This is a genomic window from Leptolyngbya sp. UWPOB_LEPTO1, assembly GCF_017302695.1.
In the GTDB taxonomy this organism is placed as follows: Bacteria; Cyanobacteriota; Cyanobacteriia; order Leptolyngbyales; family Leptolyngbyaceae; genus Leptolyngbya; species Leptolyngbya boryana.
Genome location: NZ_JAFLCJ010000002.1, coordinates 497,487 through 523,900, shown reverse-complemented (window position 1 = coordinate 523,900; position 26,414 = coordinate 497,487). Strand labels below are relative to the sequence as shown.

Annotated in this window: 24 protein-coding genes; 13 read left to right on the top strand and 11 right to left on the bottom strand. The window is 47.4% G+C overall.

Annotated elements, in window-relative coordinates:
• Positions 1-124: 124 nt before the first annotated feature.
• Positions 125-2,509 (bottom strand): GAF domain-containing protein, encoded by a 2,385-nt coding sequence (locus tag J0L70_RS05340; RefSeq protein WP_287453424.1) that lies wholly within the window; start codon positions 2,507-2,509, stop codon positions 125-127.
• Between the two features lie 147 nt (positions 2,510-2,656).
• On the bottom strand, positions 2,657-3,013 hold the full coding sequence (locus J0L70_RS05335) for a hypothetical protein (protein ID WP_017287516.1): 357 nt from the start codon (positions 3,011-3,013) through the stop codon (positions 2,657-2,659).
• Between the two features lie 208 nt (positions 3,014-3,221).
• Here J0L70_RS05335 and J0L70_RS05330 point away from each other — a divergent pair, with 208 nt between their 5' ends.
• Complete coding sequence (locus J0L70_RS05330) at positions 3,222-3,713, top strand: DUF4168 domain-containing protein (protein WP_017287517.1); 492 nt, start codon at positions 3,222-3,224, stop codon at positions 3,711-3,713.
• Positions 3,714-3,861: 148 nt separating this feature from the next.
• On the opposite strand, the gene J0L70_RS05325 is transcribed toward J0L70_RS05330, so the two are convergent.
• A complete protein-coding gene (locus J0L70_RS05325) occupies positions 3,862-4,632 on the bottom strand; it encodes an ABC transporter ATP-binding protein (RefSeq protein ID WP_190648302.1) in 771 nt (256 codons plus the stop codon).
• A 2-nt stretch (positions 4,633-4,634) separates the two neighbouring features.
• The gene (locus J0L70_RS05320; protein WP_353736611.1) at positions 4,635-5,747 is read right to left on the bottom strand and encodes a branched-chain amino acid ABC transporter permease; all 1,113 of its coding nucleotides are present in this window, start codon (positions 5,745-5,747) and stop codon (positions 4,635-4,637) included.
• A 134-nt stretch (positions 5,748-5,881) separates the two neighbouring features.
• On the opposite strand from J0L70_RS05320, the gene J0L70_RS05315 reads away from it, so the two are divergent.
• From J0L70_RS05315 to J0L70_RS05305, 3 genes are all read left to right on the top strand, one after another.
• Positions 5,882-6,100 (top strand): hypothetical protein, encoded by a 219-nt coding sequence (locus J0L70_RS05315; RefSeq protein WP_017287520.1) that lies wholly within the window; start codon positions 5,882-5,884, stop codon positions 6,098-6,100.
• Positions 6,097-6,399 carry a hypothetical protein gene (locus tag J0L70_RS05310; protein ID WP_017287521.1) on the top strand — a complete coding sequence of 101 codons (303 nt, stop codon included), beginning with the start codon at positions 6,097-6,099 and terminating at the stop codon, positions 6,397-6,399. Before J0L70_RS05315 ends, J0L70_RS05310 begins: the two co-directional genes overlap by 4 nt.
• Before the next feature lie 116 nt (positions 6,400-6,515).
• Complete coding sequence (locus J0L70_RS05305; RefSeq protein ID WP_017287522.1) at positions 6,516-7,046, top strand: DUF2721 domain-containing protein; 531 nt, start codon at positions 6,516-6,518, stop codon at positions 7,044-7,046.
• A 9-nt stretch (positions 7,047-7,055) separates the two neighbouring features.
• Here J0L70_RS05305 and J0L70_RS05300 read toward each other — a convergent pair whose 3' ends face one another.
• On the bottom strand, positions 7,056-7,331 hold the full coding sequence (locus tag J0L70_RS05300) for a hypothetical protein (RefSeq protein WP_190648295.1): 276 nt from the start codon (positions 7,329-7,331) through the stop codon (positions 7,056-7,058).
• A gap of 225 nt (positions 7,332-7,556) precedes the next feature.
• Here J0L70_RS05300 and J0L70_RS05295 point away from each other — a divergent pair, with 225 nt between their 5' ends.
• The 5 genes from J0L70_RS05295 (at position 7,557) to ftsH (ending at position 15,154) form a co-directional block, all read left to right on the top strand.
• On the top strand, positions 7,557-11,072 hold the full coding sequence (locus J0L70_RS05295; RefSeq protein ID WP_287453422.1) for a DNA polymerase III subunit alpha: 3,516 nt from the start codon (positions 7,557-7,559) through the stop codon (positions 11,070-11,072).
• Positions 11,073-11,102: 30 nt separating this feature from the next.
• The gene (locus tag J0L70_RS05290) at positions 11,103-11,669 is read left to right on the top strand and encodes a Uma2 family endonuclease (RefSeq protein WP_287453421.1); all 567 of its coding nucleotides are present in this window, start codon (positions 11,103-11,105) and stop codon (positions 11,667-11,669) included.
• Between the two features lie 125 nt (positions 11,670-11,794).
• Positions 11,795-12,526: a ribonuclease PH gene (rph, locus tag J0L70_RS05285; RefSeq protein ID WP_287453420.1), complete on the top strand. Its 732-nt coding sequence runs from the start codon at positions 11,795-11,797 to the stop codon at positions 12,524-12,526.
• A 167-nt stretch (positions 12,527-12,693) separates the two neighbouring features.
• Complete coding sequence (locus J0L70_RS05280) at positions 12,694-13,161, top strand: ATP-binding protein (RefSeq protein WP_017287527.1); 468 nt, start codon at positions 12,694-12,696, stop codon at positions 13,159-13,161.
• An 88-nt stretch (positions 13,162-13,249) separates the two neighbouring features.
• Positions 13,250-15,154: an ATP-dependent zinc metalloprotease FtsH gene (gene ftsH, locus J0L70_RS05275; RefSeq protein WP_190648288.1), complete on the top strand. Its 1,905-nt coding sequence runs from the start codon at positions 13,250-13,252 to the stop codon at positions 15,152-15,154.
• Between the two features lie 127 nt (positions 15,155-15,281).
• On the opposite strand, the gene J0L70_RS05270 is transcribed toward ftsH, so the two are convergent.
• Complete coding sequence (locus tag J0L70_RS05270; protein WP_017287529.1) at positions 15,282-16,076, bottom strand: LmeA family phospholipid-binding protein; 795 nt, start codon at positions 16,074-16,076, stop codon at positions 15,282-15,284.
• A 380-nt stretch (positions 16,077-16,456) separates the two neighbouring features.
• Here J0L70_RS05270 and J0L70_RS05265 point away from each other — a divergent pair, with 380 nt between their 5' ends.
• The 3 genes from J0L70_RS05265 (at position 16,457) to J0L70_RS05255 (ending at position 19,239) form a co-directional block, all read left to right on the top strand.
• Positions 16,457-17,818 carry a tetratricopeptide repeat protein gene (locus J0L70_RS05265; protein ID WP_017287530.1) on the top strand — a complete coding sequence of 454 codons (1,362 nt, stop codon included), beginning with the start codon at positions 16,457-16,459 and terminating at the stop codon, positions 17,816-17,818.
• 79 nt (positions 17,819-17,897) lie between these two features.
• The gene (locus J0L70_RS05260; protein WP_268184033.1) at positions 17,898-18,191 is read left to right on the top strand and encodes a hypothetical protein; all 294 of its coding nucleotides are present in this window, start codon (positions 17,898-17,900) and stop codon (positions 18,189-18,191) included.
• A 139-nt stretch (positions 18,192-18,330) separates the two neighbouring features.
• Positions 18,331-19,239, top strand: coding sequence for a peptidoglycan recognition protein family protein (locus J0L70_RS05255; RefSeq protein WP_190648284.1), 909 nt, complete (start codon positions 18,331-18,333; stop codon positions 19,237-19,239).
• A gap of 53 nt (positions 19,240-19,292) precedes the next feature.
• Here J0L70_RS05255 and J0L70_RS05250 read toward each other — a convergent pair whose 3' ends face one another.
• From J0L70_RS05250 to thyX, 5 genes are all read right to left on the bottom strand, one after another.
• Positions 19,293-22,046, bottom strand: a complete 2,754-nt coding sequence (locus J0L70_RS05250; RefSeq protein WP_287453376.1) for a CARDB domain-containing protein — start codon at positions 22,044-22,046, stop codon at positions 19,293-19,295.
• A gap of 251 nt (positions 22,047-22,297) precedes the next feature.
• Positions 22,298-22,909, bottom strand: a complete 612-nt coding sequence (gene cobO / locus J0L70_RS05245; RefSeq protein WP_287453375.1) for a cob(I)yrinic acid a,c-diamide adenosyltransferase — start codon at positions 22,907-22,909, stop codon at positions 22,298-22,300.
• A gap of 75 nt (positions 22,910-22,984) precedes the next feature.
• Complete coding sequence (locus J0L70_RS05240; protein WP_268184039.1) at positions 22,985-23,665, bottom strand: ExbD/TolR family protein; 681 nt, start codon at positions 23,663-23,665, stop codon at positions 22,985-22,987.
• Positions 23,666-23,683: 18 nt separating this feature from the next.
• Complete coding sequence (locus J0L70_RS05235; RefSeq protein ID WP_017287536.1) at positions 23,684-24,340, bottom strand: MotA/TolQ/ExbB proton channel family protein; 657 nt, start codon at positions 24,338-24,340, stop codon at positions 23,684-23,686.
• 162 nt (positions 24,341-24,502) lie between these two features.
• Positions 24,503-25,258 (bottom strand): FAD-dependent thymidylate synthase, encoded by a 756-nt coding sequence (gene thyX, locus J0L70_RS05230; protein ID WP_287453373.1) that lies wholly within the window; start codon positions 25,256-25,258, stop codon positions 24,503-24,505.
• 234 nt (positions 25,259-25,492) lie between these two features.
• Between thyX and J0L70_RS05225 the strand changes: the two genes are divergently transcribed.
• Complete coding sequence (locus J0L70_RS05225; RefSeq protein ID WP_017287538.1) at positions 25,493-26,380, top strand: tetratricopeptide repeat protein; 888 nt, start codon at positions 25,493-25,495, stop codon at positions 26,378-26,380.
• The last annotated feature ends 34 nt before the right edge of the window (positions 26,381-26,414 follow it).

Sequence of the window (26,414 nt, the reverse complement as noted above, 5' to 3'; positions counted from 1 at the left end):
AATAATGTGAACACGAAAGAATCAAAAGCATGAATCGAATCTAGATCAAAAAAGTTAGTAGAATTGAGATCTAGAACTGTAGCTTATTCACTATCTATTTTTTGTCCAACCCTACGGGTCCATCTCACATAAACACCTGATTCAACTGCCCTGCATAGCATTCAACTGGGGGCAATTCCGCATATTCCCTAATCACCTCGATGCTGCAATCTCCCCCGTTTGGTTTCAAGCGATGCTGCAAAATCAGCAGTGTACTTTCGATTCCTTCATGGATATCAACTGGCTTCATTTTAGCTTGGTCAAGCCGTGAGAAATTGCGGAGAGAGAGCACGATTTCGCGAATTCGTTCTGTTCCGACTTGCATTGAAGCAAGGATTTTAGGTAAGTCTTGGCGAACAAACTCAAAATCAATCGATTCGATCAGATCAATCACTTCTGATCGAGGTTCAGGATAAGCTGCGCGATAAGCGTCAAGCAGCCTCAGCATATCGATCACATAATGATTCAAATAGTTGAGATTGCCATGAATAAAGCTGACCGGATTGTTAATCTCATGGGCGACTCCAGCGACTAATCGCCCTAAGCTCGACATCTTTTCAGTTTGAATCAACTGCGCTTGAGTATGCTTCAAAGAATGCAGCGTTGCCTCGATCTGCTGAGCTTGATGCTGAGTTTGCAAGAGCAATTCGGCTTGCTCAAGTCCGATCGTCAACTGAATCGCAACTTGTTTCACAAATTGAATCTCATGCTCTGTCCAATTGCGCGGACGATCGCATTGATGCACACACAATAATCCCCACAGTTCATCTCCTCGTAAGATGGGCGCAATCAAATGGGCACGAATCGCAAGGCGCTCTAAAATTGCTAAATAACAAGGTTCGATTACGAGTGCTTCCACATCTGAGATCGAACTCACCCGACCATGCCGATATTGGGTTGCAAACCGTTCTCCAAAGCAATAATCTTCGATACGCGTGCCCAAAACAGAGGAAAGTCCTGAAACCATATTTTCAGCAATCACCTGCCCTGTATTGTATTGACGATCTAAATCAAATTGATAAACGCAGACTCGATCGACATTCAACGATCTCCGAAGCTCTTCGGTTGCGGTCGCACAAATCTGCTCAACTTGCAGCGATTTCCGCATATTCGTCACCACACTGAACAGAACATGCTGCTGCTCAGTTGCTTTCTGCAATCGAGCCGTATGCTCTTGAACTTGAATCTCTAAACTGGCATTCAGCTTTTGCACATGTTGATGCGTTTCATATTGTTGAATCGCGCTTGAAAACTGATGAGCGATCGCGCAACCTAGCTCTAAATCTCCTGCTGTCCAGGGCTGAATTTGTCCCCGTCGAGATTCACACCACGCCTTAAAAGACTGACGCGGATAAAGCTGCCGCTCGTCGGAGCTAATTTGCCCCGCCCAAAGAATCTCAGTTTCAATTTCATCTCGAAAGATAGTGAGATAGCCAAGCAATTCTCGGCGATACCACAAGGGGAAAATCAGTACCCCTCGGATTTTGAGCGATCGAAATGCAGGGTAGAACTTTTGCAATGCTGGCTCTTGATATAGATCCGCGATCGCCCAAACTGCATCTTGCTCAGACTGAAACTTATCTTGCCAAGCACTGTCTTCTTCGAGCAGCACAAATTCAGCCGTTTCGATACACTCATCTCTAGGAGCCATTGGCTGGCTCCCACATTGAAACAATCTGACACAAGCACTCGGCAGTTTTAGATTGCGAGGAGAATGTTCGACTGCCAATGATGTGGCATTCACCCACAGTCGTCCCCCTGACCCTGCAAAGGCTGAAACTGCTGTTTCTAAAGCAGCTTGAAGTTCAATCGTCGAAAGCGAATGCAGTAAGCAACTAATGCGACGTAGCGTCGATTCGCGATCGGCTTTAGCACGCGCTTGTTCGATCAAATGATACTGAGCAATCGCCACAGTCAGCAAATCAACGACCATCTGCAGTGCACTCACTTGTGCGTCTGAAAACGATCGCGCTTCAGCATGGTGAATGACAAACAATCCCCAAAGCTTGCCTTCTTGCAAAATTGGGACGACCAGCGAAGACTGAATTCCCATTGCCATCAGATATTCAGCATGACAGTCGTTCAGCGGACGATAGCGGATTTCATCGGGTGCAGTAGAATCAATCCCCGTTTGTCCAATGCGACGTTCAGCCACATTGACAATCGATCGCGCTCCGGTTCTTGCAAACAGTTCGCGTGCTCCAGGGGGAATATCATTCGCAGGAAATGTTAACCCTAGCAGCGAAGGGAGGCGTTGTTCGCAAATCCACTCTGCGACTACGGTTCCCGTTTCATCAGGATTAAACTGGTAGATTTTTACCCGATCACAACTTAAAACGGCACCGATTTCCTGAGCGATCGCAGCTAAAAGTTCAGATAAACTTTTCGACCTCCGAATCCAGTGTGTCACTCGCCCAAATAGTTCTGTATTCGGAGATGAAACATTCGTCTGAAACTCATCGCTCGTCATTTAATTCCGCCCTATCCATACAAGTTAACTTCTATAGAAACTCTTAACTAGCGTGTTTCTATTTTTAGCCTCAGTATGGGCAGAGTTTTTTGGAAATCTACATGCAGAACGCAGGTTTTCGACTAATAATCATTCTTTTTTGAGCGATTAACGACCATTCTTTTTTGAACGATAATCTTGACATTCATTTGCGGCTGATGTCATCACAACATAAGGATTAACAGCACATTTCATGTAATGATTATTACTAAAGAATTGACATTTCTTACAGGGAAGTCGAGCGAGTTCACGGCTAACTCTCGTCGATTTCTGGTTGTACTTCCAAGTATCAGCAATCACATAGATTAAGCCAATCCAAATCGCAATAAAGCATAAGGGAATCAGCACCATTCCCCCGTCTGGCTGAGGAGAATTCGAGGGGGTAGAAGTGCGTTCGGGCGGGATTTGTGCGATTTGAGTGTTGGCAGTTGGGCTAGGTTGTTGAGGAGATAGGTAGAGAGACATAAGGCTAGAGGGGACGCAAAAAGACTGACCTACTCACTGTTTTATCGATCGAGCTTTTTGACTATCTCTATCAAGGGGACTGATTTCTATCAATGTGGGTATATCTACAGATGGACTTGCTGAAAGATGTAACGCGGATCAAAGGTCTGATAACGGATGTGAATCGCAGGTTGCCTCGATAAGATGGCGCAAAACATTGGAGATTAAAATGATTCAGCGACTTCTCTTGAGTGGATGTGTCTTGGTGATAGGTGGACTGTGTCAGATGCCTGTCCAAGCTCAAACTCCAACCAGCAAACCTGCTCCAACAAGCCAGCCTGCGAATCAGACGGTGACTCCTGCCGAAACTCGCCAATTTGCAAATGCAGTCAAACAGGTCTTAGCGATCAGCCGTGAAGCAGAAAAACAGGCAACTCAGGCAATTCAATCGGAAGGATTAACCGAGCAACGGTTTGATGAGATCTTCCGTTCTCAGAACAATCCGCAGCAAAAGCCATCTAAACCCGTGGAAACAGGGGAGCGGCAAAAGTACGATCGTGTGATTGCAAAATTGACCCAAATCAGCAAGGACAATGATTCTAAGGTAGAAACTGCGGTGAAAAAAGAAGGGCTAGAAATCCCCCGATTCAATCAAATTTTCCAGATTGTCCGATCGAATCCCCAATTGCGCCAACAGGTTCAAGACATGATTCGCCAATAGGCAGTTTCGACTACACTTCTCAAGTGCTGCATACCAGCCAATGAGCGTCTGAAAGGAATAGAACTCAGAAGATTTCTATTTAGTCTGCAACTTGATCAAAGCTCATCGGCTTTGATCAAGTTGGTCGATTTTTTGCTATCCCAAAATTTTACTGTCCCAAATAAGCCTCTAGTACCTTTGAATTGGATTGAATCTCAGCAGGACTTCCATCTGCAAGATTGGTTCCTTCTGCCAACACCCAAACGCGATCGCACAAGGACATAATCACATCCATATTGTGCTCAATAATCAAGAACGTTAATCCTTGCCGATTCCAGTACTGGATGTACTCACAGATTTGCTGAATCAACGTTGGATTCACTCCTGCCGCAGGTTCATCGAGTAACACAAGCCTCGGACGCGTCATCAACGCTCGCGCAATTTCCAAAAGCTTCCGCTGTCCCCCAGAAAGTGCGCCTGCATAGTCATTTGCTTTCGCCGCTAAGCCGACTGATTCGAGAATTTCCATCGCTCGATCGCGGTTTTCACGTTCCTCTTTGCGAATCTGTCCCGCTAGTAACCAGGTGTTAAGAAAATTCTCCCCGGTTTGCTTCTGAGCCGCTAACAGCATATTTTCGAGCACCGAGAGTCGCGACAACACTCGCGCTACCTGAAACGTGCGAATCATCCCGCGCTGAGCAATTTCGTGCGGTTGCAGTGACTCGATCGCCTCTCCATCGAATAGAACTTGCCCTTGATCGGGCTGAATGAAATTCGACAGTAAGTTAAACAGCGTTGTTTTTCCGGCTCCATTCGGTCCAATCAAGCCTGTAATACTTCCAGCGGGAACCTCGATCGCCGCATGATTGACCGCTTTAATTCCACCAAAGCTTTTGACCAATCCACGTGCAGAAAGGACAGGAGTACTTGAAGTCTGCATGATTATTTCCCTAGTGTCAGTTCGTCTTTGTTGCCCAAAATGCCTTCCGGTCTAAATCGCATCAACACCATGAGAATCAATCCAATCAACATAATCCGCAGCGCCCCAACTTGATCAGCCCCGAGTCGAAGAACTCCATCTAAATCGCGAGTAAATGCAGTGTAAGCCCAGTAGATGCCCGCTCCCAAAATCGTGCCTGCATTGTTCCCGGCTCCACCCAGAATCATAATAATCCAAGCTTGAAAAGTAACAATCGGTTCAAAATTCGTCGGATAAACCGTACTCAACTGCCAAGCAAAAAATGCACCCGCAATGCCTGCAATAAAGCCCCCAAGCATTAAGGATTGTAGCTTGTAGCTAAACACATTTTTACCTAATGCCTTTGCAACCTGCTCATCTTCGCGAATGGCTTTGAGAACTCGACCCCAAGGCGATTTTACTAATCTTTCTAGTGCCCAATACACAATAGCTAAAGTAATCAGCGACAAGAACAATAATCCATTACGTGCTTGATTGTCTCGATAGTTATAAAGTGCTACCGCAGCCACACTGTACAATCGCAGCGTCAGCAAAATCAGCACTGCCGATACGATCGCTTGAACCGTGTTTTTGCGAGATAAGATCCGCTGCACCAATTTCCAAATCACAAGTGCAAAAATTGGAGTGACGATCGCAATCATGCCAATCCGAGTCGCAACAGTGGGGCGAAATTCTGCCAGCGGCAACGGAAAATTCTGAACCCCAAATGCGCCTTTGGTGAGCCAACTTTCATTCAGCGCTACTAATCGCACTAATTCTGAAACCCCAATCGTCACGATCGACAAATAATCTTCGCGCAATCGCAGTGTTGAAAACCCCATCAATAAGCCCAACAAGGCTGCCAATAGTCCGCCAATCAAAACAGCCAGGAAAATTGGCATTCCACTTAAAGTAAATAACGAGGTCGCATAAGCGCCGACCGTCATAAAGGCAACATGCCCAAAATTGATCAATCCGGTGTAGCCCCACTGTAAATTCAGCCCCAGACTAAAAATTGCATAAATTGCAACGGAGACGAGGAGAAACACTAAATAGCCGATCAATCCGGGATCAAATGAGAAAAGGTAATCTAGCATAAACATGAACAGCGATCGTGTAAGCAAATCGTACCGTAAGCGGGAACATAATCTGTCTTGATTCGCACCAGTTGCGCGGGATTTCCGGCAAGTCGATGGGCATTCTCAAAGGGACTAGTTGCTCCTCCTTAGCTATGAATCTGTATCGCAACCGCGCTCACCATTTAATCGATCGCATGTCTGATGCTGAACTCGAAACGTTTTGGCCGGTTCTAGAAACAGCGTATTGTGATGCATATATGTTGAAAGCAATCGCTGATGGCAGACGGACTCACAATCCGGGGGATACCCTGACGCGCGAAGAAGCGATGCAACTCTTACCGCTCCTCCAACCCGCACCGCGCACATTATGAAACCGACGAAAGCCTCATCGGCAGGTAGCATGATTTTTCCAGCCAGGTTAGAAGTGCGCTACGATCGCGCCTTCTTAATCGATCTCAAAGGACTCGAAACAGCCACGATGCAGAAGCTGCACAGTTTTGTGTTTGACGAGTTTTACAGAACCCATCAGCTTCAAGATTTGCCTGAATTCCAACCGCTTGAGACAAGCGAAATTTGGTATCGATTCACGATCGAGAATTTTCTCATCAGCATCGAAGTGACCGGACAGATTATTAAATTCCTACGCATTTTGCCCAAGCCGAGCGTTTGAGTTCAATTCGTCAAACCCTTGCCAATTGTACTTTCTAGACTCTTTAAAAGATTTTAGTACCCTCGTACTAAATCTGTGTTATCCTGCTTGCGTTAGAGAGAGTATCAGAACACGGCATGAGTATTGACGACACAACCCAACTGATTCAGCTAATTCTCAATTCGGTGCTAATGCTGCTTGCCTGTGCATTTGTACTGGGTGGTCTACTTCTACGACGCAGTGTGATCGAAAATCGCCTGCAAATTACGAATATCGAATATTTTCAAATTCTCGATCGGTTTGAGCAATCCAATCGCCTCGCAATGCTGCAAAAGCAACTGCGCCATCTTCAGCAGCGAGTCAAAACCGCAAACAATGGCATTTTAGTGATGTACTATGCACTGACGCTATTTGTTGCGAGTACGCTGCTGTTGTCGATCCGAACGGTGATTAGTGCCGAATGGTTAATCACTTCTTCAATGGCAGTGTTCGTGGCTGGGGTTGGAGTTTTGCTGTTTAGCGTTGCGATCGTCTTGCTCGATTTGCATCAATCGGATCGTCCGTTCTGGCAAGAAATGCGAGATATCCTCTCAACAGATTTGCCCAAAAAACGTCGAGTTAAAAAAATTCGCGTTGCCCGATCGATCCGTCGCGTTGCAGTTCGTTAAACAGGTTCGTTACGCTTCCGGTGCGATGACCTTGGCAGATTTGCCCGCAGCATCCACCACAATCCATCCGGTTGCCGTGTCGCTCGGTTCAGTCTGGCTCACCCGAAATGCGGTTTTTTCGCCCTTTGTACTAATGTAAAAATCAGCATTTTGAGCAGGCTGAACCATAAAACCGCGATCGCGTAAACAAAACATTGCCCAGCCTTTCAGCGTTTGATTGGCTGGGTTAAATGACACAGGAGGGTTATCAAATACGGTTTGCATCACTTGGATCAGTTGCGACATATTTCCCAATAGAAATCACTATTTTCAGCGTAAACGGTTATGGGCTGAAAAGATGGAAACCACTCCCTACTCCCCAAATTTGGTACATTGGTATTAGACCTTGGACGTTCGCCAAATTTGAGGAGTTAACTCCATATGTAGGGTTAAAGCTTCAAAAAATTTATAAATATAGCGTTCAAGATCGGTTACGCTAAGACTCATTCCTTCGCGTGGGTTGAGTGAATTATGTCTTTCGTCGGTCTGCACATTCACAGCGATTACAGTTTGCTCGATGGAGCTGGACAATTAGACAAACTGGTCGATCGAGCCGTTGAACTCGAAATGCCTGCGATCGCACTAACCGATCACGGGGTGATGTATGGCGCGATCGAACTCATTAAAACTTGCCAAGGTAAAAATGTTAAGCCAATCATTGGCAATGAGATGTATGTCATCAACGGCGACATTACGAAGCAAGAACGCCGCCCCAAATATCATCAAGTTGTCCTTGCTAAAAATACTCAAGGCTATAAGAACTTAGTTAAACTCACCACGATTTCGCACCTCAAAGGCGTTCAAGGAAAAGGCATCTTCTCGCGCCCTTGCATCAACAAAGATCTGCTTGCCGAATATCACGAAGGTTTGATTGTGACGAGTGCTTGCTTGGGTGGCGAAGTTCCGCAAGCGATTCTACAAGGGAAGCCTGAAATTGCTCGGCGGATTGCGACTTGGTACAAAGAGCTATTCGGAGACGATTACTATCTCGAAATTCAAGATCACGGGTTACTAGAAGAACGAATTGTTAACCCTGAGATTGTCCAAATTGCAAAAGAGCTAGACATCAAACTCGTTGCAACGAATGATTCTCACTATGTGTCTTGCTATGACGTGGAAGCTCACGATGCATTGTTATGTATCCAAACCGGAAAGCTAATTTCCGAAGATAAACGACTGAGATATACCGGAACTGAGTATTTAAAATCAGCGGATGAAATGCGATCGCTCTTTCGCGACCATTTGCCGCAAGACATCATTGAAACAGCGATCGCCAATACCGTAGAAGTTGCAGACAAAGTTGAAGAATACAAACTGCTCGGCGGCGAAGCGCGAATTCCGAATTACCCGATTCCAGACGGCTACACAGCCGATACATACATTGAAAAAATTACTTGGGAGTCATTAGTTCAGCGGCAAAAGCTCAACTCACGCGAAGAAATCAGCCAAGAGTATCAAGACCGCCTCGTCTACGAACTCAACATGCTGAAGCAGATGGGCTTCTCCACTTACTTTTTAGTCGTTTGGGACTATATCAAATACGCGAGAGACAATAAGATCCCAGTCGGGCCGGGTCGAGGTTCCGCAGCAGGTTCGCTCGTCGCTTATGCATTGGGAATTACCAACATTGACCCCGTTCATCACGGTCTACTCTTCGAGCGCTTCCTGAATCCAGAACGGAAATCGATGCCGGACGTAGATACAGATTTCTGCATTGAGCGGCGCGGTGAAGTGATTCAATACGTCACCGAAAAATACGGTACAGAGAGAGTTGCACAGATCATCACGTATAACCGGATGAACTCAAAAGCCATTTTGCGAGATGTTGCCCGCGTGTTGAACATTCCGCTGAGCGAAGCCGATCGGATGGCAAAGCAAATCCCCGTTTTTCGTGGCAAATCCACAAAGCTCAAAAAGATGGTTTCTCCCGAAGAAACCCCCTCGAAAGAATTCAGTCAAAAGTACCAACAAGATCAAGTCATTCCTAACACCAATCCGCCGATTACTTATCGGCGTTGGTTGGACATGGCAATCCGCATCGAAGGGACAAACAAAGCAACCGGAGTTCATGCCGCAGGGGTCGTGATTGCGGCAGATCCATTAGATGAAATCGTGCCCTTAGAAATGACCAAAGATGGCGGTGTTGTGACCCAATACGCCATGGAAGACATTGAACAACTGGGCTTGCTCAAAATGGACTTCCTGGGGTTAAAGAACCTCACGATGATCGAAAAAACGATCGACTTAATCGAACAAAGCCGCAACATCAAACTGGATCTCGATACCTTACCGCTCGACGATCCAGAAGTCTACAAGCTACTGGCAAGAGGTGAACTCGAAGGTATCTTCCAGCTTGAATCTTCTGGAATGCGCCAAATCGTGCGTGAACTTAAACCAGACGGAATTGATGATATTTCTTCTGTACTCGCGCTCTATCGTCCGGGGCCACTGGATGCAAAGCTGATTCCCAAATTTATCAACCGCAAACACGGGCGCGAGAAGATCGACTATGCCCACGAAATTCTCACCCCAATCCTGAAAGAAACTTACGGCATTATGGTCTTCCAAGAGCAGATCATGAAAATTGCTCAAGACATGGCAGGGTATTCGCTCGGTCAGGCGGATCTGCTGCGTCGAGCGATGGGGAAAAAGAAAAAATCTGAGATGGAAAAGCACCAAGCCATGTTTGTCAAAGGTGCAAAAGAGCGAGGTGTATCTGCCAAAGTTGCCGAAGAGCTATTCGAGCAAATGGTGTTGTTCGCCGAATATTGCTTTAATAAATCCCACTCAATGGCATACGGGTATGTCACCTTCCAAACGGCTTATCTCAAAGCAAACTATCCTGTTGAGTACATGGCAGCCATTCTGACCATCAACAGTGGAGAACAGGATAAAGTCCAGCGCTACATTGCGACTTGTCTAAGTCTGGGTATCAAAGTACTTCCGCCTGATATTAATCGATCGGGTATCGACTTTACCCCGATCGGGGATGCGATTCTCTTTGGACTTTCCGCCGTTCGCAACGTCGGTATGGGCGCGATCGAAGCAATTCTCGAAGCCCGCAACCAAGATGGCAAGTTCAAATCATTAGCCGATTTATGCGATCGCGTTGATTCTCGTGCAATCAACAAACGCGCCCTAGAAGCCTTAATCCACTGCGGCGCACTCGATTCAATCAATCCCAATCGCCATCAACTCGCAAGCGATCTGGAACTCGTGATGGATTGGGCACAGTCGAGAGCACGCGATCGCGCCAGCGGACAAGGCAGCCTCTTCGATCTCTTAGGTGCAACCACTCAGCAAGGCAGCTTTGAAACGGCTCCAAAAGCTCCAACAGTTGAAGACTACCCCTCTCAAGAAAAGCTCCGACTCGAAAAAGAAGTCCTCGGCTTCTACATCTCCGATCATCCGCTCAAACAATTGCAAGACGCAGCAAAAGTCCTCGCCCCAATCAGTCTCGGCAACATTCAAACCTGTCGAGAAGGTTCAACGGTCAGCGCCATCATTATGATCACGGCTGTCAAACGAGTCACTACCAAAAAAGGTGATGCAATGGCAGTGATTCAAATCGAAGACCTCACAGGTCGATCGGAAGCGGTTGTCTTCCCGAAAGCTTTTGAGCGAATTGGTAGCTTGATCGAACCCGATGCACGCTTAATGGTTTGGGGCAAAATCGACAAGCGCGACGAAGATCAATATCAATTCATTGTTGACGATGCAGAGCCGATTCAAGATGTTCGCATGGTGATGGTCGAACTCGATGCAAAAGTTGCAGACGATGCAATGGAACGTCATCGCTTAAAGACTGTTTTGCAGCAGCAAGGCGATCGAGACAAAGCCAAAATTCCAGTGATTGCGATCGTAGGTACACCTGTAAAAAATCAAATCGTCCGTTTCGGCTCCCAATTCCGTGTCCAAGACGAAGCTGCAACCGTCGATGCTTTAGAAAAAGCAGGCTTCAGAGCGCATGTTTCCTCATTAGTTTAGGATTGAGATCAGCCCTTGAGGAATTCACTCATGAGTCAGACGACAAACAATTTGCGTTGGACAATTCGCGATATTGAAGCTTTGCCTGACAACGAGTGGATTCGCTATGAAATCATTGATGGAGAATTGTTTGTGACGAGATCTCCTCACCATAAACACCAGCAAGTAACCGGACGCATTTTTGCTGTTCTCGATCAATGGTCAGTTGAAACTGGACTTGGACAAGCTTCAATCATGCCAGGGCTGATCTTTTCAGATTCCGACAATATTTCTCCAGATGTCACCTGGACAAGTCAGCAACGATATACTCAAATCGTTGACGACGCTGGGCATTACCAAGGCGCACCAGAGTTAGTTGTCGAAGTCTTATCTCCTGGGAGAGTGAATGAAGATCGCGATCGCTCTGCCAAACTCAAGCTTTATTCGACTCAAGGCGTTCTGGAATATTGGATTGTCGATCGCATCTCTCAACGCTTAGAAATCTATCGCCGCAACAATGCCCAACTCACTTTGGTTGCCACATTAGTTGTGGGTGATCAACTCACATCCCCTCTCCTGCCTGAGTTTCACTGCGATATTGCCCGTTTTTTTCTATAAAGTCTGTGGTATTAGATGTTGCGTTGAAATTTGACACCTAGCAATTCCAAATCTGAAAACAATCCGGGAAATCCAACAAATCCCGCCCCAGACGGTATGCTAAATCACAGATTTGAGGAATTTTCATGTCCTGGCAGCGTCCAGATGGTCGGCAACCCGATCAACTCCGTCCCACCCGATTCGATCGCCGATTCACCAAATTTTCGGCAGGCTCCGTTCTCACCCACTGTGGCGACACCCAAGTTCTCTGCACCGTCAGCATCAAACCCAAAGTCCCCCGCTTCCTCGAAGGCAAAGGACAAGGCTGGCTCACCGCAGAATATCGCATGTTACCTGGAGCCACCCCCGATCGCCAAGATCGCGAATTTCTCAAACTCTCTGGTCGCACCCAAGAAATTCAACGCCTGATCGGACGCAGTTTGCGCTCGGTTCTCGACATGCAAGCCTTAGGAGAACGCACCCTGACGATCGATGCCGATGTCCTACAAGCCGATGCTGGAACTCGCACTGCTTCTATTACAGGCGCATTTGTCGCACTCCATGACGCAATTGCCACATTAATCCAATGCGGAGAACTCGACCAGTCTCCCATTCGCCATCAAGTCGCAGCCGTTTCCGTCGGCTTACTCGAAGGCGAAGCCTTTCTTGACCTCAACTATCCGGAGGACGTAAGCGCAGATGTGGATTGTAATGTGGTGATGAATGATGCGCTGGAAATCATCGAAATTCAAGGAACCGCAGAGCAAGGCAGTTTCACCCGACAACAATTGGATCAGATTGTTAACCTTGCCGAGAAGGGGATCAAAGAACTGCTACAATTGCAGCGCGAAGCACTTGAATTCAATAAGATTTGTTGATAAAGCTCTATAGACATCGCCTGTTCTATGTATCAAAAAGTGTGCAATCTCACTGGCTCATTCGTAGAAAATCCAACGAATTGACAGAGAAAAGACACGTATCATAGTTAAAGTTAGGAACTGAACATTACACACCCAGACGCGCGATCGAGTGGACGAATCGGAGCATGTTTCAGCAAGATCATCTGTCGGTTAGTAGTAACCTTACAGTGTTGAACCACGTCCAGAAATGGTTCGAGAGATTCTGGTTTCAACACGATCCTCACTTTCCACGACGGGAAAATCAGCTTCACCGTCTCAATCTCGCTCTTGCAGAAGGCTTTACCAACGCCGTTCGGCACGCTCATTCCGGTTTATCCAACGAAACCCAAATTGATATTCAGGTTGCGCTGCATGACGATCGCATGGAGATTGAAATCTGGGACTGGGGACAACCTTTTGATCCCAATAATATCCGTGAACCCCAGCCTGGAACTCTTCAAGAAGGAGGATACGGCTGGTTTTTATTACGCCGACTCGCCGATGAAGTCAGCTACAATCGCCAAGGTCAGCGCAACTGCCTAAAAATTGTCAAATATACACCCGAAACCCGTCCTTCAGAAACTCGAGCCGCGCAAGTGTCCAAACTCTATTGAGAAGGCTAGACTAGGGACAGATTATTGTTACCGTCCCTTTACGGGCGATCTTGCCCCTTTCGCGTTCCACCAGGCATAAGGCAATCCCATGATCAAAGGTTCTCGTCAATTCGCGCTCTCACTCCGTCTGACAAAAGCCAAATCGAAAGCGGCTAAATCCGCGATCGTCGGCTGGATGCTCCTGCAAAGTGTCCTGATGAGTGTCCCCGCAATGGCTCAAGCCCGCGAATCTCTCAGCTACACTGGATTGCTGAAAAAAATTGATGCCGGAGAAGTAGAGCGAGTCGAAATCGACGAAACGCAGCATGTTGCAAGAGTTCGGCTCCAAGGCAAAAAGCAGAGTGAACCCGATATCGAAGTGCAACTGCTCGAACGAAATCCAGAATTGATCGATCGTCTCCGCAAAAACAAAGTTACGTTTGAATCGAAACCCACCACCGACAATAGTATTTTGGTGGGTTTGATTGCGAACCTGCTGCTATTTATGCTGCTCATTGCTGGGTTGCTGCTAATTTTACGACGATCGAGCAACTCACCCGGCGGTCCCGGACAAGCCATGAATTTTGGTAAGTCTCGTGCCAGGTTCCAGATGGAAGCCAAAACTGGTGTGATGTTCGATGATGTGGCGGGCATTGAAGAAGCCAAAGAAGAACTTCAAGAAGTCGTGACATTTCTGAAGAAGCCAGAACGCTTTACCGCAGTAGGCGCACGAATTCCCAAAGGCGTTCTCCTAGTGGGATCACCTGGAACTGGCAAAACCTTACTGGCAAAAGCAATCGCAGGAGAAGCCGGAGTGCCATTCTTCTCGATCTCGGGTTCAGAATTCGTCGAAATGTTTGTCGGTGTCGGCGCTTCCCGGGTTCGTGACCTGTTCAAAAAAGCAAAAGAGAATGCTCCTTGCATCGTCTTTATCGATGAAATTGATGCAGTTGGACGACAACGCGGAGCTGGAATTGGCGGCGGCAATGATGAGCGCGAGCAAACCTTGAATCAGTTGCTGACTGAAATGGACGGGTTTGAAGGCAACGCAGGTATCATTATTATTGCGGCAACAAACCGTCCAGATGTTTTGGATTCTGCATTACTTCGTCCGGGACGATTCGATCGACAAATTAGCGTCGATTTACCTGATCGTAAAGGTCGCCTGAAAATTCTTGAAGTTCACGCCCGCAATAAGAAATTAGCCGACGAAGTGGATCTCGAAAAAATTGCTCGGCAAACGCCTGGATTCTCCGGCGCAGAATTGGCGAACCTGTTGAATGAGGCTGCGATTCTCACGGCACGTCGGCGCAAAGACGCGGTGACGATGCTAGAGATTGACGACGCGATCGACCGAGTGTCGATTGGACTGTCCAAAAATCCCTTACTCGACTCGAACCGCAAGCGCATGACGGCATATCACGAAATCGGTCATGCCCTGCTGACCACGATTTTAGAGAATGCTGACCCCTTGAACAAAGTCACGATCATTCCACGCGCAGGCGGAATTGAAGGGTTCTCTCAAACTATTCCAAACGAAGAAACGATCGATAGTGGGCTTTATACGCGTGCCTGGATGCTTGATCGCATTAAGGTAATCTTAGGCGGTCGCGCCGTTGAAGCAGAAGTATATGGCGAAGATGCGATCGATACGGGAGCCGCAAGCGATATCGGCAAAGTGACACAAATTGCCCGCCAAATGGTGACAATTTTCGGAATGTCTGATCTCGGTTCAGTTGCCTTTGAAAGCATGGGCGATGAGGTGTTCTTAGGACGGAATTTGATGCCTCGATCAGAATACTCCGAAGAATTGGCAAGCCAAATTGATACCAAAGTCCGTGAAATCGCGAAGTTCTGCTATGCGGAAGCGCGGCGCTTAGTGAGTGAAAATCGTCCTTTAGTCGATCGCTTAGTCGATGTCTTGTTAGAGCAAGAAACGATCGAAGGCGACCAATTCCGCAAGATTGTTGAAGAATACCGCCAATCTATCCCCACCGCGAACGTCAGCAGTTAGGAAAAATAGATACACCGATTAAAGGCGGATGATCCGAGGATCATCCGCCTTTTTGCAGTTCGCGTTTACATACAAATTTAACCCGTCAGGCTTGAGGCGAAATGAATCAATCGCCTACTCGAAAAACTTACCCCTGCCGTGGAAAATGCGTCACTTCCGCATATCCACTAAAAATCAGCTTATCGCCCTCTGTATCGAGTCGATTCAACCGCATCGTTACCCCATCCAAATTAAATCGATCGAGATCCACCATATTGTTCAAAATCTGAGCAAACGCATTCGTCAATAACTCTGAAACTCCACGCTGGGCTTCAGGAATTCCCTCTGCCGAAAATTGCGGATTTTGAAACAAAATGCGACGACGACGTTCGATTCCAATCGTCGCTGTCAAAGAAATTGGCACAATACCATTCGGCAAACTCGCCTTTGCTAAAATCCGAATCTGATTCTCCGGCAATAATTTCAGCTCAACATCAGAAAAAGCAACAGGTTCCCCACCCGATAAATCCATCAGAGAAGACTCTGTAATATTTTCCATCCGGGGTTTCACCAATTCGGATTGAAATGCTTTGTTGATTCCAGCTTCAGTCAATATTACCTTCGCCACAGCCTGCGCTGCCTGCTTCAACCGAATTTTCCCAGACAATACCGAGCCAAAATCGATCGAAACTGCATCTGTTTCAAACCACATCTCCTCGACCCAAAATTCGCGACGGATCAAAAGCCCGCGACCGCTCATTTTGAAGCTGTCAATGCTCCCTTGCAGCAACTTACTCGATGGAAAACATTTGAGCGAGACATCCACATTCTCGCTCTCTGTAAATAGATGACGAATGGACTGACTCAGCACTGAATTGAGCATCTGCTCTCCAAAATCGGTTTGATTGGAAGGGGGCTTAAAGCCAGTAAATCCGCCAAACATAAGCACTTTTTATTTCTTCCTTTACCCATTATGTAACACAATATTAAGACTAGCAATCAAGAGTCATTGGGAGACATGATGAAACCCTTCAATGATCCAAATCAATCGTTAGTCAGGAATTCGTGTTCCCCTCGCCTGCATGAAAACTCTGTGAACTTAATTGACGCTACCCGGATATCTAAGCGAAATTACGGAAGTAGGTGATACATTACGTGTCACCTCGTCGAGAATTCGAGCAACAAATCAGCGATCACGCTTAGGTTTGTCTGAATCTTGCAGGGTTCGGTTGAATCTCCCCACAATTGGGTTGCATCACCTTCAACGTAATCAAACGACAACGAACTCACTGAACCGGGAATGCAGTGAAATCTGGAGGTGCTATGACAAGTATTAGCTGTGATACAACATTCAATCCGTCTCAAGGTTGGTTGGGACGTGCGATCGCGCTGAGCCAAAACGGCTGGCACGAAGCCGCGATCGCCTGCCTGGATCAGGCGAATTCAAACGATCCTGATACTCTACACTATCGCGGCTATATTCTGGGCAAATTGAAGCGCTACGAAGCTGCCATTACGAATTACGAGACTGCCCTGCAACTCAATCCAGCTGATCCGAAAGTCTGGTACAACTGCGGACGAGCACTGGCAAAACTGAAGCACTACGATCGAGCGATTGCTTATTATGATCGAGCGATTGAGCTTGATCCGACCCACCTCAAGTCCTGGTATCAAAAAGGCAAAGCCTTAGCGTATTTAGGTCGGTATGCAGAAGCACTCCGCAGCTTAGAGAAAACGGTCAATCTCCAGCCCGATTACTACAAGGCATGGGGCTACCAGGCGCAGATTCTCGGCAAATTGGGCAATTACGAAGATGCGATCAACCGCGTCGATCAAGCCATCAAATTCGAGCCGAACGATGTGCAGTTATGGAATTTCCGCGCCTATGGATTGTGGAAACTCGATCTTTACCCTCAAGCGCTCACCAGCATCAATACAGCGATCGCGTTGACTCCAGACCGTTTCCAGCCTTGGTGTATGCGGGGCATGATTCTTGGCTCAATGGGCGAATTCAAGCAAGCTCGATCGAGCTTTGACGCAGCCCTTCAGATTCAGCCGGGTGAAATGTCAGCTTTATTCAATCAAGCGATCGTGCTGCGCAAATTGGGACAATTGACAACCGCACTCAGCTTTATCGAGCAGGCGTTATCGATCGATCCGCAAAACTTCAAACTCTGGGTGCTCCGCGCTTTGATTTTCTGGGAACTCAAGCAACCCGAAGAAGCCATTCAAAGTCTCGACCATGCTCTGATGCTGCACCTGAATCATCCCAAAGTGTGGCAATATCGCGGCACGATTCTCGATAGCATTCACCGGCATGATGAAGCGATCGGCAGTTACATTCGCGCCCTCATGATCGAGCCTTACGATTCTCAAGGCTGGATCTCACTTGGCTCAGCCCTACAAAGTGCTGGACGATACGAAGAAGCCATCGCCAGCTATGACAAAGCGCTCGGCATTGAACCCGATGATGCAGAAGCTTTTTATCACGAAGCGTGCTGCTATGCGATGCAAAACAATTCAGAATGGGCACTAGAGCACTTAAGACGGGCGATTGCGCTCGCTCCAGGCTATCGAGAAATTGCCGCCAACGATCGCGTCTTTGCGAGACTGCAGAAAGATTTGAGATTTCAAGCCTTGCTGCAATCGCGTTCTACCACAAGCGTGATGACAGGCTCTTGCTGATCCACGTTTAATCAAGTTAAAGATTGAGCATTGATTCAGAATGAAAAGGCTGCTCGTAATCCTTAGCAGCATTGCGCTAATGCTGCTTGCCCTTCAAACTTTTTTCCCCGCTCAGGCACAAGTTGGACTCGTCGAATCACGACTTGCCCGAGTTGAATCAGAATTAGCGGGCATTCGCTCGCAATTAAGCCAACTCTCTGCTCTTCGTGCGAGTCCAGGAGTTTCAGTGCCTGCTCCGAGAAACGCCCTGCCCCCGCAACGCCCAACGAAGTTTACAGATGCTCAGTTTGATCGGCTTGCCACCTTGGTGATTGAATCGCGCGATCGCATCGAAGCACTCGAAGCAAAAGTCGCCCAACTCGAAGGTCGCTAATTTTTCTCCGCAAGTGCAAGACGGCAAGGTATATTAAATTGCGCTTACCACAATAGACTTTTCTCTGGAACTAAATTCAGAAAAACTCTATCTTGTTCAACAGCACGCAGTATTTCTTACATACAGTAATTTTTTAGGCATGAAGAGGTTCTTTCAAGCATTTGCGATCGCGATTATTGGACTATCCGGTTTCTTAATTGCGATGCAAGCCGGTCAAGCATCCTGGCTAGACGGCATTCAAATCCGGAATTCGCCATTGCAACTGATCGCACAGCGTCAACCCATTGCCGATACAACTGACCTCTTATCCAGTGCTTGCGCAGTTAAACCAAACCCGAACAAAAATAAACTGAGAAATCTGCCTGCAATTCGAGGCACAGTCCCTTTGACTCGTTTCCGACAAGAGTCTCCAGACGCTGATTCTACTTATCGTCCCAGAGAAGAAGTTGCACTCGCCCATCCTTCTAACTTTGGACGACGATTCACCCAAGATTTATTCGGTCGCCCTGTAGACAATGAACCGATCGTGGTTCTGCACGAAACAGTGGGTTCAGGCAGTTCTGCGATTAATTATTTTCAAACCCCGCATCCGAGAGATGATGACCAAGTCAGCTATCACGCCCTGATTCGGGAAAATGGCAATGTTGTCTATTTAGTTCCGCCTGAGCGACGCGCTTTTGGGGCTGGCAACTCGATTTTCAACGGTACAAAAGGCGATGAAGCGGTTAAAACAAATCCGGTATTTCCCCCTTCAGTCAATAACTTCGCCTATCACATTTCGTTAGTCACACCACCTGATGGTCGGGGAAATGGATCACGCCATAGCGGATATACGCGTGCTCAGTATCAATCATTGGCATGGCTAGTTGCAAAAACAGGGGTTCCGAATAACCGGATTACGACGCATCGATTGGTGGATCGATCGCGCCAACGTCTCGACCCGCGCAGCTTTGACACTAAGTTATTTGCTCAACTCTTAGAGTCGTTCCCCAAAACAAACGATATTTCGATGCAGTGTACGACCCCAGCGATCGCCCAAGAAGAATAAAAAAACAGGAATGCCTTTGCAGCATTCCTGTCTTAACTCAGTTCTTGCGCAGACTAGGAGAGCGTGAACTTGAGGTAGTTCTTACCTAGGGTGTCTTCCGCCGTTTCAGGATTGAGTTTGTTGTCGAGAGGATCGTCTAATGGAACGCTGTTGTTCAGCGGATCAATCCAAGACGCAAGGTAGAAGGTCGTCGATCCATCAGTCCATCCACTCCAGTCTGCGGACGGCAGTTTCAGGTCAACCATAAAGGTGAAAGTATTCGAGACTCCACCCGCACCATTCTTGCCACCCAAAGCAGGCACCGGAACCGGATTATTCGGATCGAGAGGACGGCTCACTATGTAGGAGGAGAACAGATCTGAATCCTCTACCACCATTGCAGTGCGATCGCCACCCTCTGCACCCTGTTGAGTAATTACAGTATCAGTTGACAAGAGAAACTGGATTGGGATACCGACACCGTTGGGGGATGATCGGTTGCCCTGATTTTGGAGTGTGAATTCTACTGTCACAATTCCATCGGGTGCGAAGGTCGATGGATTTGAGATCAGAGTCATTTGTGAACCGACGATAGCAATTGTGTCTGTGTCAAGAATCTCAAGTGTCACTCGATCGGTTCCCAAAGCACCATTGAAGTTATTGGTTTCATCATCCTCGGTCAGACGATTGTTTGGATCGACAACTAAACCGATCGTATATTCACCGTCCACAAACCAGAAAGAAGCGTCAGTATTCGGCAGCAGCAGTTGAATATCCTGAAATTCTCGTTCTTCGCCTGGGTCTAACGGAGTTGCGATCTTGAGAATTGTCTTATCTGGAGCCGTTGAACCCAAAAATTCCAGACGAGTATCCGTTGTGCCCGTATCCAGATCAATCACACCATCACGCGAGATGACAAAGCCCACTTCAATGTCGCTGATTGCCGTTGAGCTATTGTTCTTCACCTTGAACGTTGCGGTAATCACGTTCGGCGTTTGGTTTTGTCCAGACGGATTGAGATTGACTGTGGTCACCGTTGTCGTCAAGCCTGCGGTCGCGATATCAGTAGACTCGGGTTGCCCAAACACTCTCAATTCGTAATTGGTTGGTGTACCTGTGGTCGTGAACACGCGAACCGCATAGGAACCAAGCTCAAGCGCCATGTCTTTGCTATAGGTCAGTGCAGATCCTAAGGAGCCGTCTGACAGAATCGGGAAGAGTGCAAACTGTACGGACGGACTGTCGAACAACTCCAATCGAATATTCGATTTCACAGGGGTTGTGAATTTGAAGTAGTCATCAAAGCCCGATCTCACATCATTTTTGTACGTGCCGCGCCCTTCAAGCGTTCCCATATCAAAAGCAAGCGCACTGGCAAATCCACCGACTGAAGTGCGATCGCTAATGTCGAATGGTTCCGAGGAGACATTGCGCTCCATAATTCCCCGCACTTTCCAACCCACACCAATTCCACTATAGGATTGGATGTCAGTGATAGTGGTTCCATCCATCAGCAGCACTTCGACAAGTCCTTGCTGCTCATTGCGATAAAGAATGTCTGCTTTGCCATCGTTGTTAAAATCGCCCACGCCTGCGATCGTCCAGTCTGCACCTTTGTTGTAGGCAGCACTATTTAAGGTAATTCCTGCTTGCTTGGTAAACCCAGTCCCTTGTGAGTTAAACAACCAGATGCCCATTTCGCCGGTTCGACGATTGCGCCAGAGCAGATCTGCATTGCCTCCGTTGGCAGTTCCATCAAAATTGCCAATCGATTCAATTTGCCATTCCTGGCTGATCGCACCGGTCAGCCAAGAATTTTTGATGGTGACACCATCCATTTGCCAGAACGCGATCGCGCCACTGTTCGTGTCGCGCAGTAGAATATCGTCCTGCAGATCTCCGTTGAAATCCCCATAGAACTGAGGAATCCAAGTCGGGCCTGTGTTGACGATCGTGCCTTCTTCAATCACAGTTCCATTCAGCTTCCAGAACGCAATCTGCCCTCCCACTGAATTGCGCAGAACAAAGTCAGCTTTGGTGTCCGCATCCAGATAAGCAGGTGCAAGAGGCTGCCAACTTGCACCCACATTAATCGTACTCGAGCTGATTAATGCCCCAGCTTTGAGCGTCCATAGCCCAATCAGTCCAGCTTGAGGATTATGCCAAACCAAATCCGCATTGAGGTCACCATCTAGATCTTTTACAGCAACAATTTTCCAATCTAGGGGAATCGGCGCACCAAAAGAGATTCCCGTCGAAACGCGTTGCCCATCCTTAAACAACCAGTACGCAACATCACCAGATTTCATGTTGCGCCAAAGCAAATCATCTTCTCCATCCCCATCCAAGTCTTCAACGCCTTGGATTTCCCATTCTGCTGGAAGCTGACTGTAAAGCTCTGTGCCAGCAATATTGATGCCGTTCATACGCCAAATTGCGGCTTGGGCAGCAGCAGAATTGCGCCACCAGATGTTACTGAGGTCTGCTTCAGCTTTGGCAAGAACATTCAGGGTGTAGGTCGCGTTGCTCGTTCCTTCAGCCAAGGTGACTTCGATCGTATAAAGATCAGGCGCAAGGAGATTTTGCTGGGAACCCAGCAGAATCGACTCGGACAGCTTGCCAGTGTTTTCAGAAGATGCAAGAACCGTGCTGTTTCGGAGCACTTTGAGATTGACATCATCAGACAGGTTGGTTAGGGAGAGGCGAGCCGAACTGCTGCTAAAAGAACGTAGATCAATCTGAAAGGTATCTGTTCTGTTGCCAGGGCTGAGAGAACCGTCCAGTGCCGAAGGAATCAGAGGATTTTGAATCAGTTGTGGAGAAGACATAGTGGGTTGGTTTTAGGCTGAATTGTTACTGACTTCTGCTATAGTGTTCCCTGGTTTGGGAAAGGCAGAAGCTTTTGATATGGACGCGATCAACTCAGCCGAACTCAACAGAGCAAAACAATTGCTTAGAAGAATTTATACATATAGAACCGGAATAGCTACAGAATAAATACTGACGGATTTTCATAAAAAATCGCATCGCAGTCTTTCAACCAATCTGCGGTGCGAGTCTAAGTGCAGTAAATTGCAATTTAGAATTCGATGCCGGGCTGTGCTTTAATCCCTTGTTCTCGGAAGGGATGTTTTACGAGAGCCATTTCAGTGACGAGATCCGCTCGATCGAGCAACGCATTTGGAGCACCTCGTCCGGTCAAAATGACATGGGAATCTTCTGGCTTTTGATCTAATCCTGCGAGGACTGTTTCAACTTCTAGATAGCCAAGCTTGAGAGCGATATTCACTTCATCAAGTAGAACTAAGCGAAACTCAGGGTTTTGGATAAATGAACGTGCTTTTTCCCAAGCGGCTGTCGCGTGGAGAATATCACGATCGCGATCTTGAGTTTCCCAAGTAAACCCTTCTCCCATTGCGTGAAATTCGATTTGATCGCCCCAAGGTGCAAAGGCTGCTTTTTCAGCAGGTTCCCAGGCTCCTTTGATGAATTGTATGATCGCGACTTTATAGCCATGCCCCAGCGATCGTAAAACCATGCCCAAAGCCGCTGTTGTTTTACCTTTGCCGTTGCCTGTGTTGACGATAATCAGTCCTTTTTCACGCGTGCGATCTGCTATGCGCTGGTCTTGAACTTCCTTGCGGCGCTGCATCTTGAGGCGATGCTGTTCGGCGTTGAGCGTATCAGACATATCTAAGCCAGAATGACGAGAAGCTGATTTTAGCGCAGTGCTGAAGCACAAGCCAAGATTCTCACTCAGGATTGATTAGGGCGTTTGAGGCGCGACAGTCCCTGGAGCAGTTTGAGGAGCAGTACTATTTGGGGATAAGGAACTTCCGGGAACGGTCGGCTGAGGAATCGTATTTCCGGGTGCAGGTTGTACAGGTGCTCCAGGAGTCAGCGTCGGATTTGTACCGGGAGAGGTAGGAAGAGAATCTGTTGGATTTGGAATCAGTTGGGGAGCAGGGGTCAGTTGGGGAGAAGAACCCGGGAAAGGAGAAGAACCCGGTTGCGGCTGTTGTCCAGGCTGATTGTTAGGTGCAGTGGAGAGGGCAACACGATCGGCCGCGACTGAGCGCATCACATCTAAGACTTGAATCACATCGTTATAAAAAGCCGTTTGAGAGGCTTCGAGAACCAGTAGACCTTCGGGCTGTTGTTGGTGATAAGACTGCACGAGTTGAAAGAGTTGAGTGCGATCGATGAGTTGTCTCTGCCCTTGATTCGACAGATAGGTTTGACCATTAGAATCGATGCCAATGATCAACATTTCACTCATCAAAACACTGCTCGTCTCAGCTTTCGGAAGTTCTAATCCGATGCCTTGCTGACGAGTTAATTGCAATGCAGCAAGGATAAAGAACGTCAAAATACAAAAGATCACGTCGATCAGCGGAATGATCTGGATCTGAGCTTCATCGGCGGGAGAGTCAAGATTGATTTTCATAACGCTGACAAGAAGGGTCTATAAATCGTTGGGAGGCAAAGCTTGATCGTGAGTAATCTGCCATTTCTGACGGTACAGCAATTCTAAATCGTTGCCTGTCCGGCGGAAAATCTTTGCTTGGTTGAAAATAAGACCCTGAAAAATGCGATAGAACGCAAGGCTAAAAATTGCGACAACTAGCCCGGTTGCAGTACTGATGAGCGCTTCACCAATCCCAGTTGTTACGCCAGCCGTTGAAGCGGTTCCAATATCCCCAATCCGGATCGATCGCAGTGACAAAATTAGACCGATAACTGTCCCAAGTAGACCCAGCAACGGAGAAAGCGCGATCACGGCTTCTAAAATTTTGTCGCCACGACGCATAGAGGCGATTTCTTCATCCGCAGAGGATTCTAGGGCGAGACGGAAGAGTTCAGGATCTGGATTTTTCAGCCGCATCGGGGCATATAAGAACCGTCCGATCGGTTGATCATAAGATTGACGTGCAATTTCAACTGCAGATTCCCAATCTCGCCGGGAGGTTTCGAGAATTCTTCCCGCAACTTCTTTCTCTTTATTGAGGACGTTAAACCAAAACCACGATCGCTCAATAATGGCTCCTAGGGACAAGATTGAAAGAACAAACAGCGGGAGCATCGTCACGCCGCCTTTCTGAAATAATTCGATGATGTTCATGTTCCGCCTTCCTGCACGTCCCTCTTTGATCTGAGTGATTTTAAAAAGAGTCCATAAAATCTTACTGCGCGATCGAAGCGATTTCCGTCGATTTCTCAAAGAAAAAAGAACTTCAAGCTAGGAATTCCAGCTTAGAAGTTCTTTTTCAATCCCAAAAACCCGTTAAAACGATCGATTTAATTCCTCCCAAGCTGCGATCGTTTGCGGAACGATCGGCTGGATTAACTGCTCGATCGCACTGGCATAAGCATGGATTTCTTGCTGTGCACCTTCGCCTTTGCGTAATCCAATAAAGTGCAAGACGGTTTGCAAAGAAGCTGTCCAAACCCAAGACGTATAAACGCTTGGAACCAATACACCTCTTGCCTGTTCCCGTCCGACTCCTAGCTCAAGCAGGTCTTTGTAAGCTTTGTAGCTGGCTTCGCATTGTGCCTGATAGATTGCCAACGCCTTTTCGTTATTATCTTCAGGAATTTCGCCAAAGGTCGCTTGGCGGTTGCTCTTTGACTGTTGGCGAAACGATTGCGGAATGTAGAAATCTTCAGAATCCTCGATCGCGACATAGCGAAAACTCTTTTCATTCCAGCCGACTTGCTCATCGTTATGGCTACTTGCGATCACATGCTTCCACCATTGGCGCGCAACAAACAGCGGGGCTTTGACTTTGAATTTGAACACAACGCCTCGGAAAGGAGACGTGTGATGATGCTGAATCAAGTAGCGAATCAGTTTGATATCTTTTTCATCGAGTTCGGTTGAGAGTTTGTCAAAACTCGCTCTCGCATCATTGACCACATCGAGATCGCTGCCCATATGTGACAAGAGCGCAATCCGGCTTTTGCCATCGTTGAGCGGATCAATCTCAGGAACCATAGAAATTGAATCATTCATTTTAGGAAGGGTAATCGATTGAACCATGAAAGGATTCCTCAAACGATGGAGAATTTAGTGACGCTAGATGTAGCGTGTAATTTACCCTTACTTTCGGAAAAGTTCAAGATGTAGAGTTCAAATTTAATAATCGCGCCGATATTCCCTGAGCGCTAGCCCCTTGAAAACGAACTTCTTTCTCGATTCCAGCGTCCCAAACTCAGTAAGATCGATTAAGCTAACGGAAAGTTTCATCTCTCGTCGTTTTTCAAAGGCTTTGTTGTGCCCAAACGTGTCTCTCTCTTCTCAGCCTGCTTGATCTTAGGGTTGTGGACAGCCCAACCCGCTTTCGCTCAAGCTCTGATCCCCCATGCTCCTCAAGTTGATTTTGAAAAACTTGAACAGCAAGGTCTTGGCTTAGTTCAGGAAGCGTCGCAGTTGGCGCAGTTCAATCAGAATCAACTGGCGCTAGCACGAGCGAGATTAGCAGTTCAATTGGCTCCGAAGCGACCCGAAGCTTGGGCGGTTTTGGGTGGATTGTATTTAGAGACAAACCAAGCAGAGCAAGCGATCCCCGCTTTGAATCAGGCGGCAGCGCTTGATCCCCGCAATGCCGCGATCCCGTTTGCGTTGGGAACTGCATATTTTCAGAAGCAGCAATACGAAGAGTCGATCAAGCATATTCAGGCAGGGCTGAAACTTAAGCCGAATGTGCCAGGGGCTTACTTCGATATGGGCAATGCCTATCTGATGTTGAAGAAAAATCGAGAGGCGATCGCGAGTTACGAAAAAGCGATCGCACAAGAGAAGCAGTTTTGGCCAGCGATCAACAATATTGGTTTGATTCGGTACGAAGAAGGCAAAATCGACGAGGCAATCAAGCTGTGGCGGCAATCGGTCGCGCTAGATCCCAAAACGACCACCGAGCCGCAATTAGCGATCGCAGTTGCGCTTTTCCGCAAAGGCAATCAAACCGAAGCAACGACCTTAGCTGAAGCCGCGCTGAAAACCGATGCAAGATACGGCGAGATGAAATTTCTCAAGGATAATCTTTGGGGTGAAAAGTTATTAGCAGATACGCAGAAATTCTTTGCGTTGCCTCGGATTCAAGCCGCGATCGCTCAAGCTCAGTCCGAACAAGCTGCTCAAGAACGTCCGCGCGGTCAGTAATCGCTTGAGAAAAGCCAAACTCTCTGATAGGTTA

Coding starts and splice junctions, on each gene's coding strand:
- J0L70_RS05330 (WP_017287517.1), top strand. CDS start 3,222: ATGATTCAGCGACTTCTCTTGAGTGGATGTGTCTTGGTGATAGGTGGA.
- rph (WP_287453420.1), top strand. CDS start 11,795: ATGTCCTGGCAGCGTCCAGATGGTCGGCAACCCGATCAACTCCGTCCC.
- J0L70_RS05235 (WP_017287536.1), bottom strand. CDS start 24,340: ATGAACATCATCGAATTATTTCAGAAAGGCGGCGTGACGATGCTCCCG.
- J0L70_RS05260 (WP_268184033.1), top strand. CDS start 17,898: ATGCTGCTTGCCCTTCAAACTTTTTTCCCCGCTCAGGCACAAGTTGGA.
- J0L70_RS05335 (WP_017287516.1), bottom strand. CDS start 3,013: ATGTCTCTCTACCTATCTCCTCAACAACCTAGCCCAACTGCCAACACT.
- J0L70_RS05295 (WP_287453422.1), top strand. CDS start 7,557: ATGTCTTTCGTCGGTCTGCACATTCACAGCGATTACAGTTTGCTCGAT.
- J0L70_RS05240 (WP_268184039.1), bottom strand. CDS start 23,665: ATGAAAATCAATCTTGACTCTCCCGCCGATGAAGCTCAGATCCAGATC.
- thyX (WP_287453373.1), bottom strand. CDS start 25,258: ATGGTTCAATCGATTACCCTTCCTAAAATGAATGATTCAATTTCTATG.
- J0L70_RS05255 (WP_190648284.1), top strand. CDS start 18,331: ATGAAGAGGTTCTTTCAAGCATTTGCGATCGCGATTATTGGACTATCC.
- J0L70_RS05310 (WP_017287521.1), top strand. CDS start 6,097: ATGAAACCGACGAAAGCCTCATCGGCAGGTAGCATGATTTTTCCAGCC.
- J0L70_RS05305 (WP_017287522.1), top strand. CDS start 6,516: ATGAGTATTGACGACACAACCCAACTGATTCAGCTAATTCTCAATTCG.
- J0L70_RS05315 (WP_017287520.1), top strand. CDS start 5,882: ATGAATCTGTATCGCAACCGCGCTCACCATTTAATCGATCGCATGTCT.
- J0L70_RS05265 (WP_017287530.1), top strand. CDS start 16,457: ATGACAAGTATTAGCTGTGATACAACATTCAATCCGTCTCAAGGTTGG.
- J0L70_RS05270 (WP_017287529.1), bottom strand. CDS start 16,076: ATGTTTGGCGGATTTACTGGCTTTAAGCCCCCTTCCAATCAAACCGAT.
- J0L70_RS05300 (WP_190648295.1), bottom strand. CDS start 7,331: ATGTCGCAACTGATCCAAGTGATGCAAACCGTATTTGATAACCCTCCT.
- J0L70_RS05320 (WP_353736611.1), bottom strand. CDS start 5,747: ATGCTAGATTACCTTTTCTCATTTGATCCCGGATTGATCGGCTATTTA.
- J0L70_RS05290 (WP_287453421.1), top strand. CDS start 11,103: ATGAGTCAGACGACAAACAATTTGCGTTGGACAATTCGCGATATTGAA.
- cobO (WP_287453375.1), bottom strand. CDS start 22,909: ATGTCTGATACGCTCAACGCCGAACAGCATCGCCTCAAGATGCAGCGC.
- J0L70_RS05280 (WP_017287527.1), top strand. CDS start 12,694: ATGTTTCAGCAAGATCATCTGTCGGTTAGTAGTAACCTTACAGTGTTG.
- J0L70_RS05340 (WP_287453424.1), bottom strand. CDS start 2,509: ATGACGAGCGATGAGTTTCAGACGAATGTTTCATCTCCGAATACAGAA.
- J0L70_RS05325 (WP_190648302.1), bottom strand. CDS start 4,632: ATGCAGACTTCAAGTACTCCTGTCCTTTCTGCACGTGGATTGGTCAAA.
- J0L70_RS05250 (WP_287453376.1), bottom strand. CDS start 22,046: ATGTCTTCTCCACAACTGATTCAAAATCCTCTGATTCCTTCGGCACTG.
- ftsH (WP_190648288.1), top strand. CDS start 13,250: ATGATCAAAGGTTCTCGTCAATTCGCGCTCTCACTCCGTCTGACAAAA.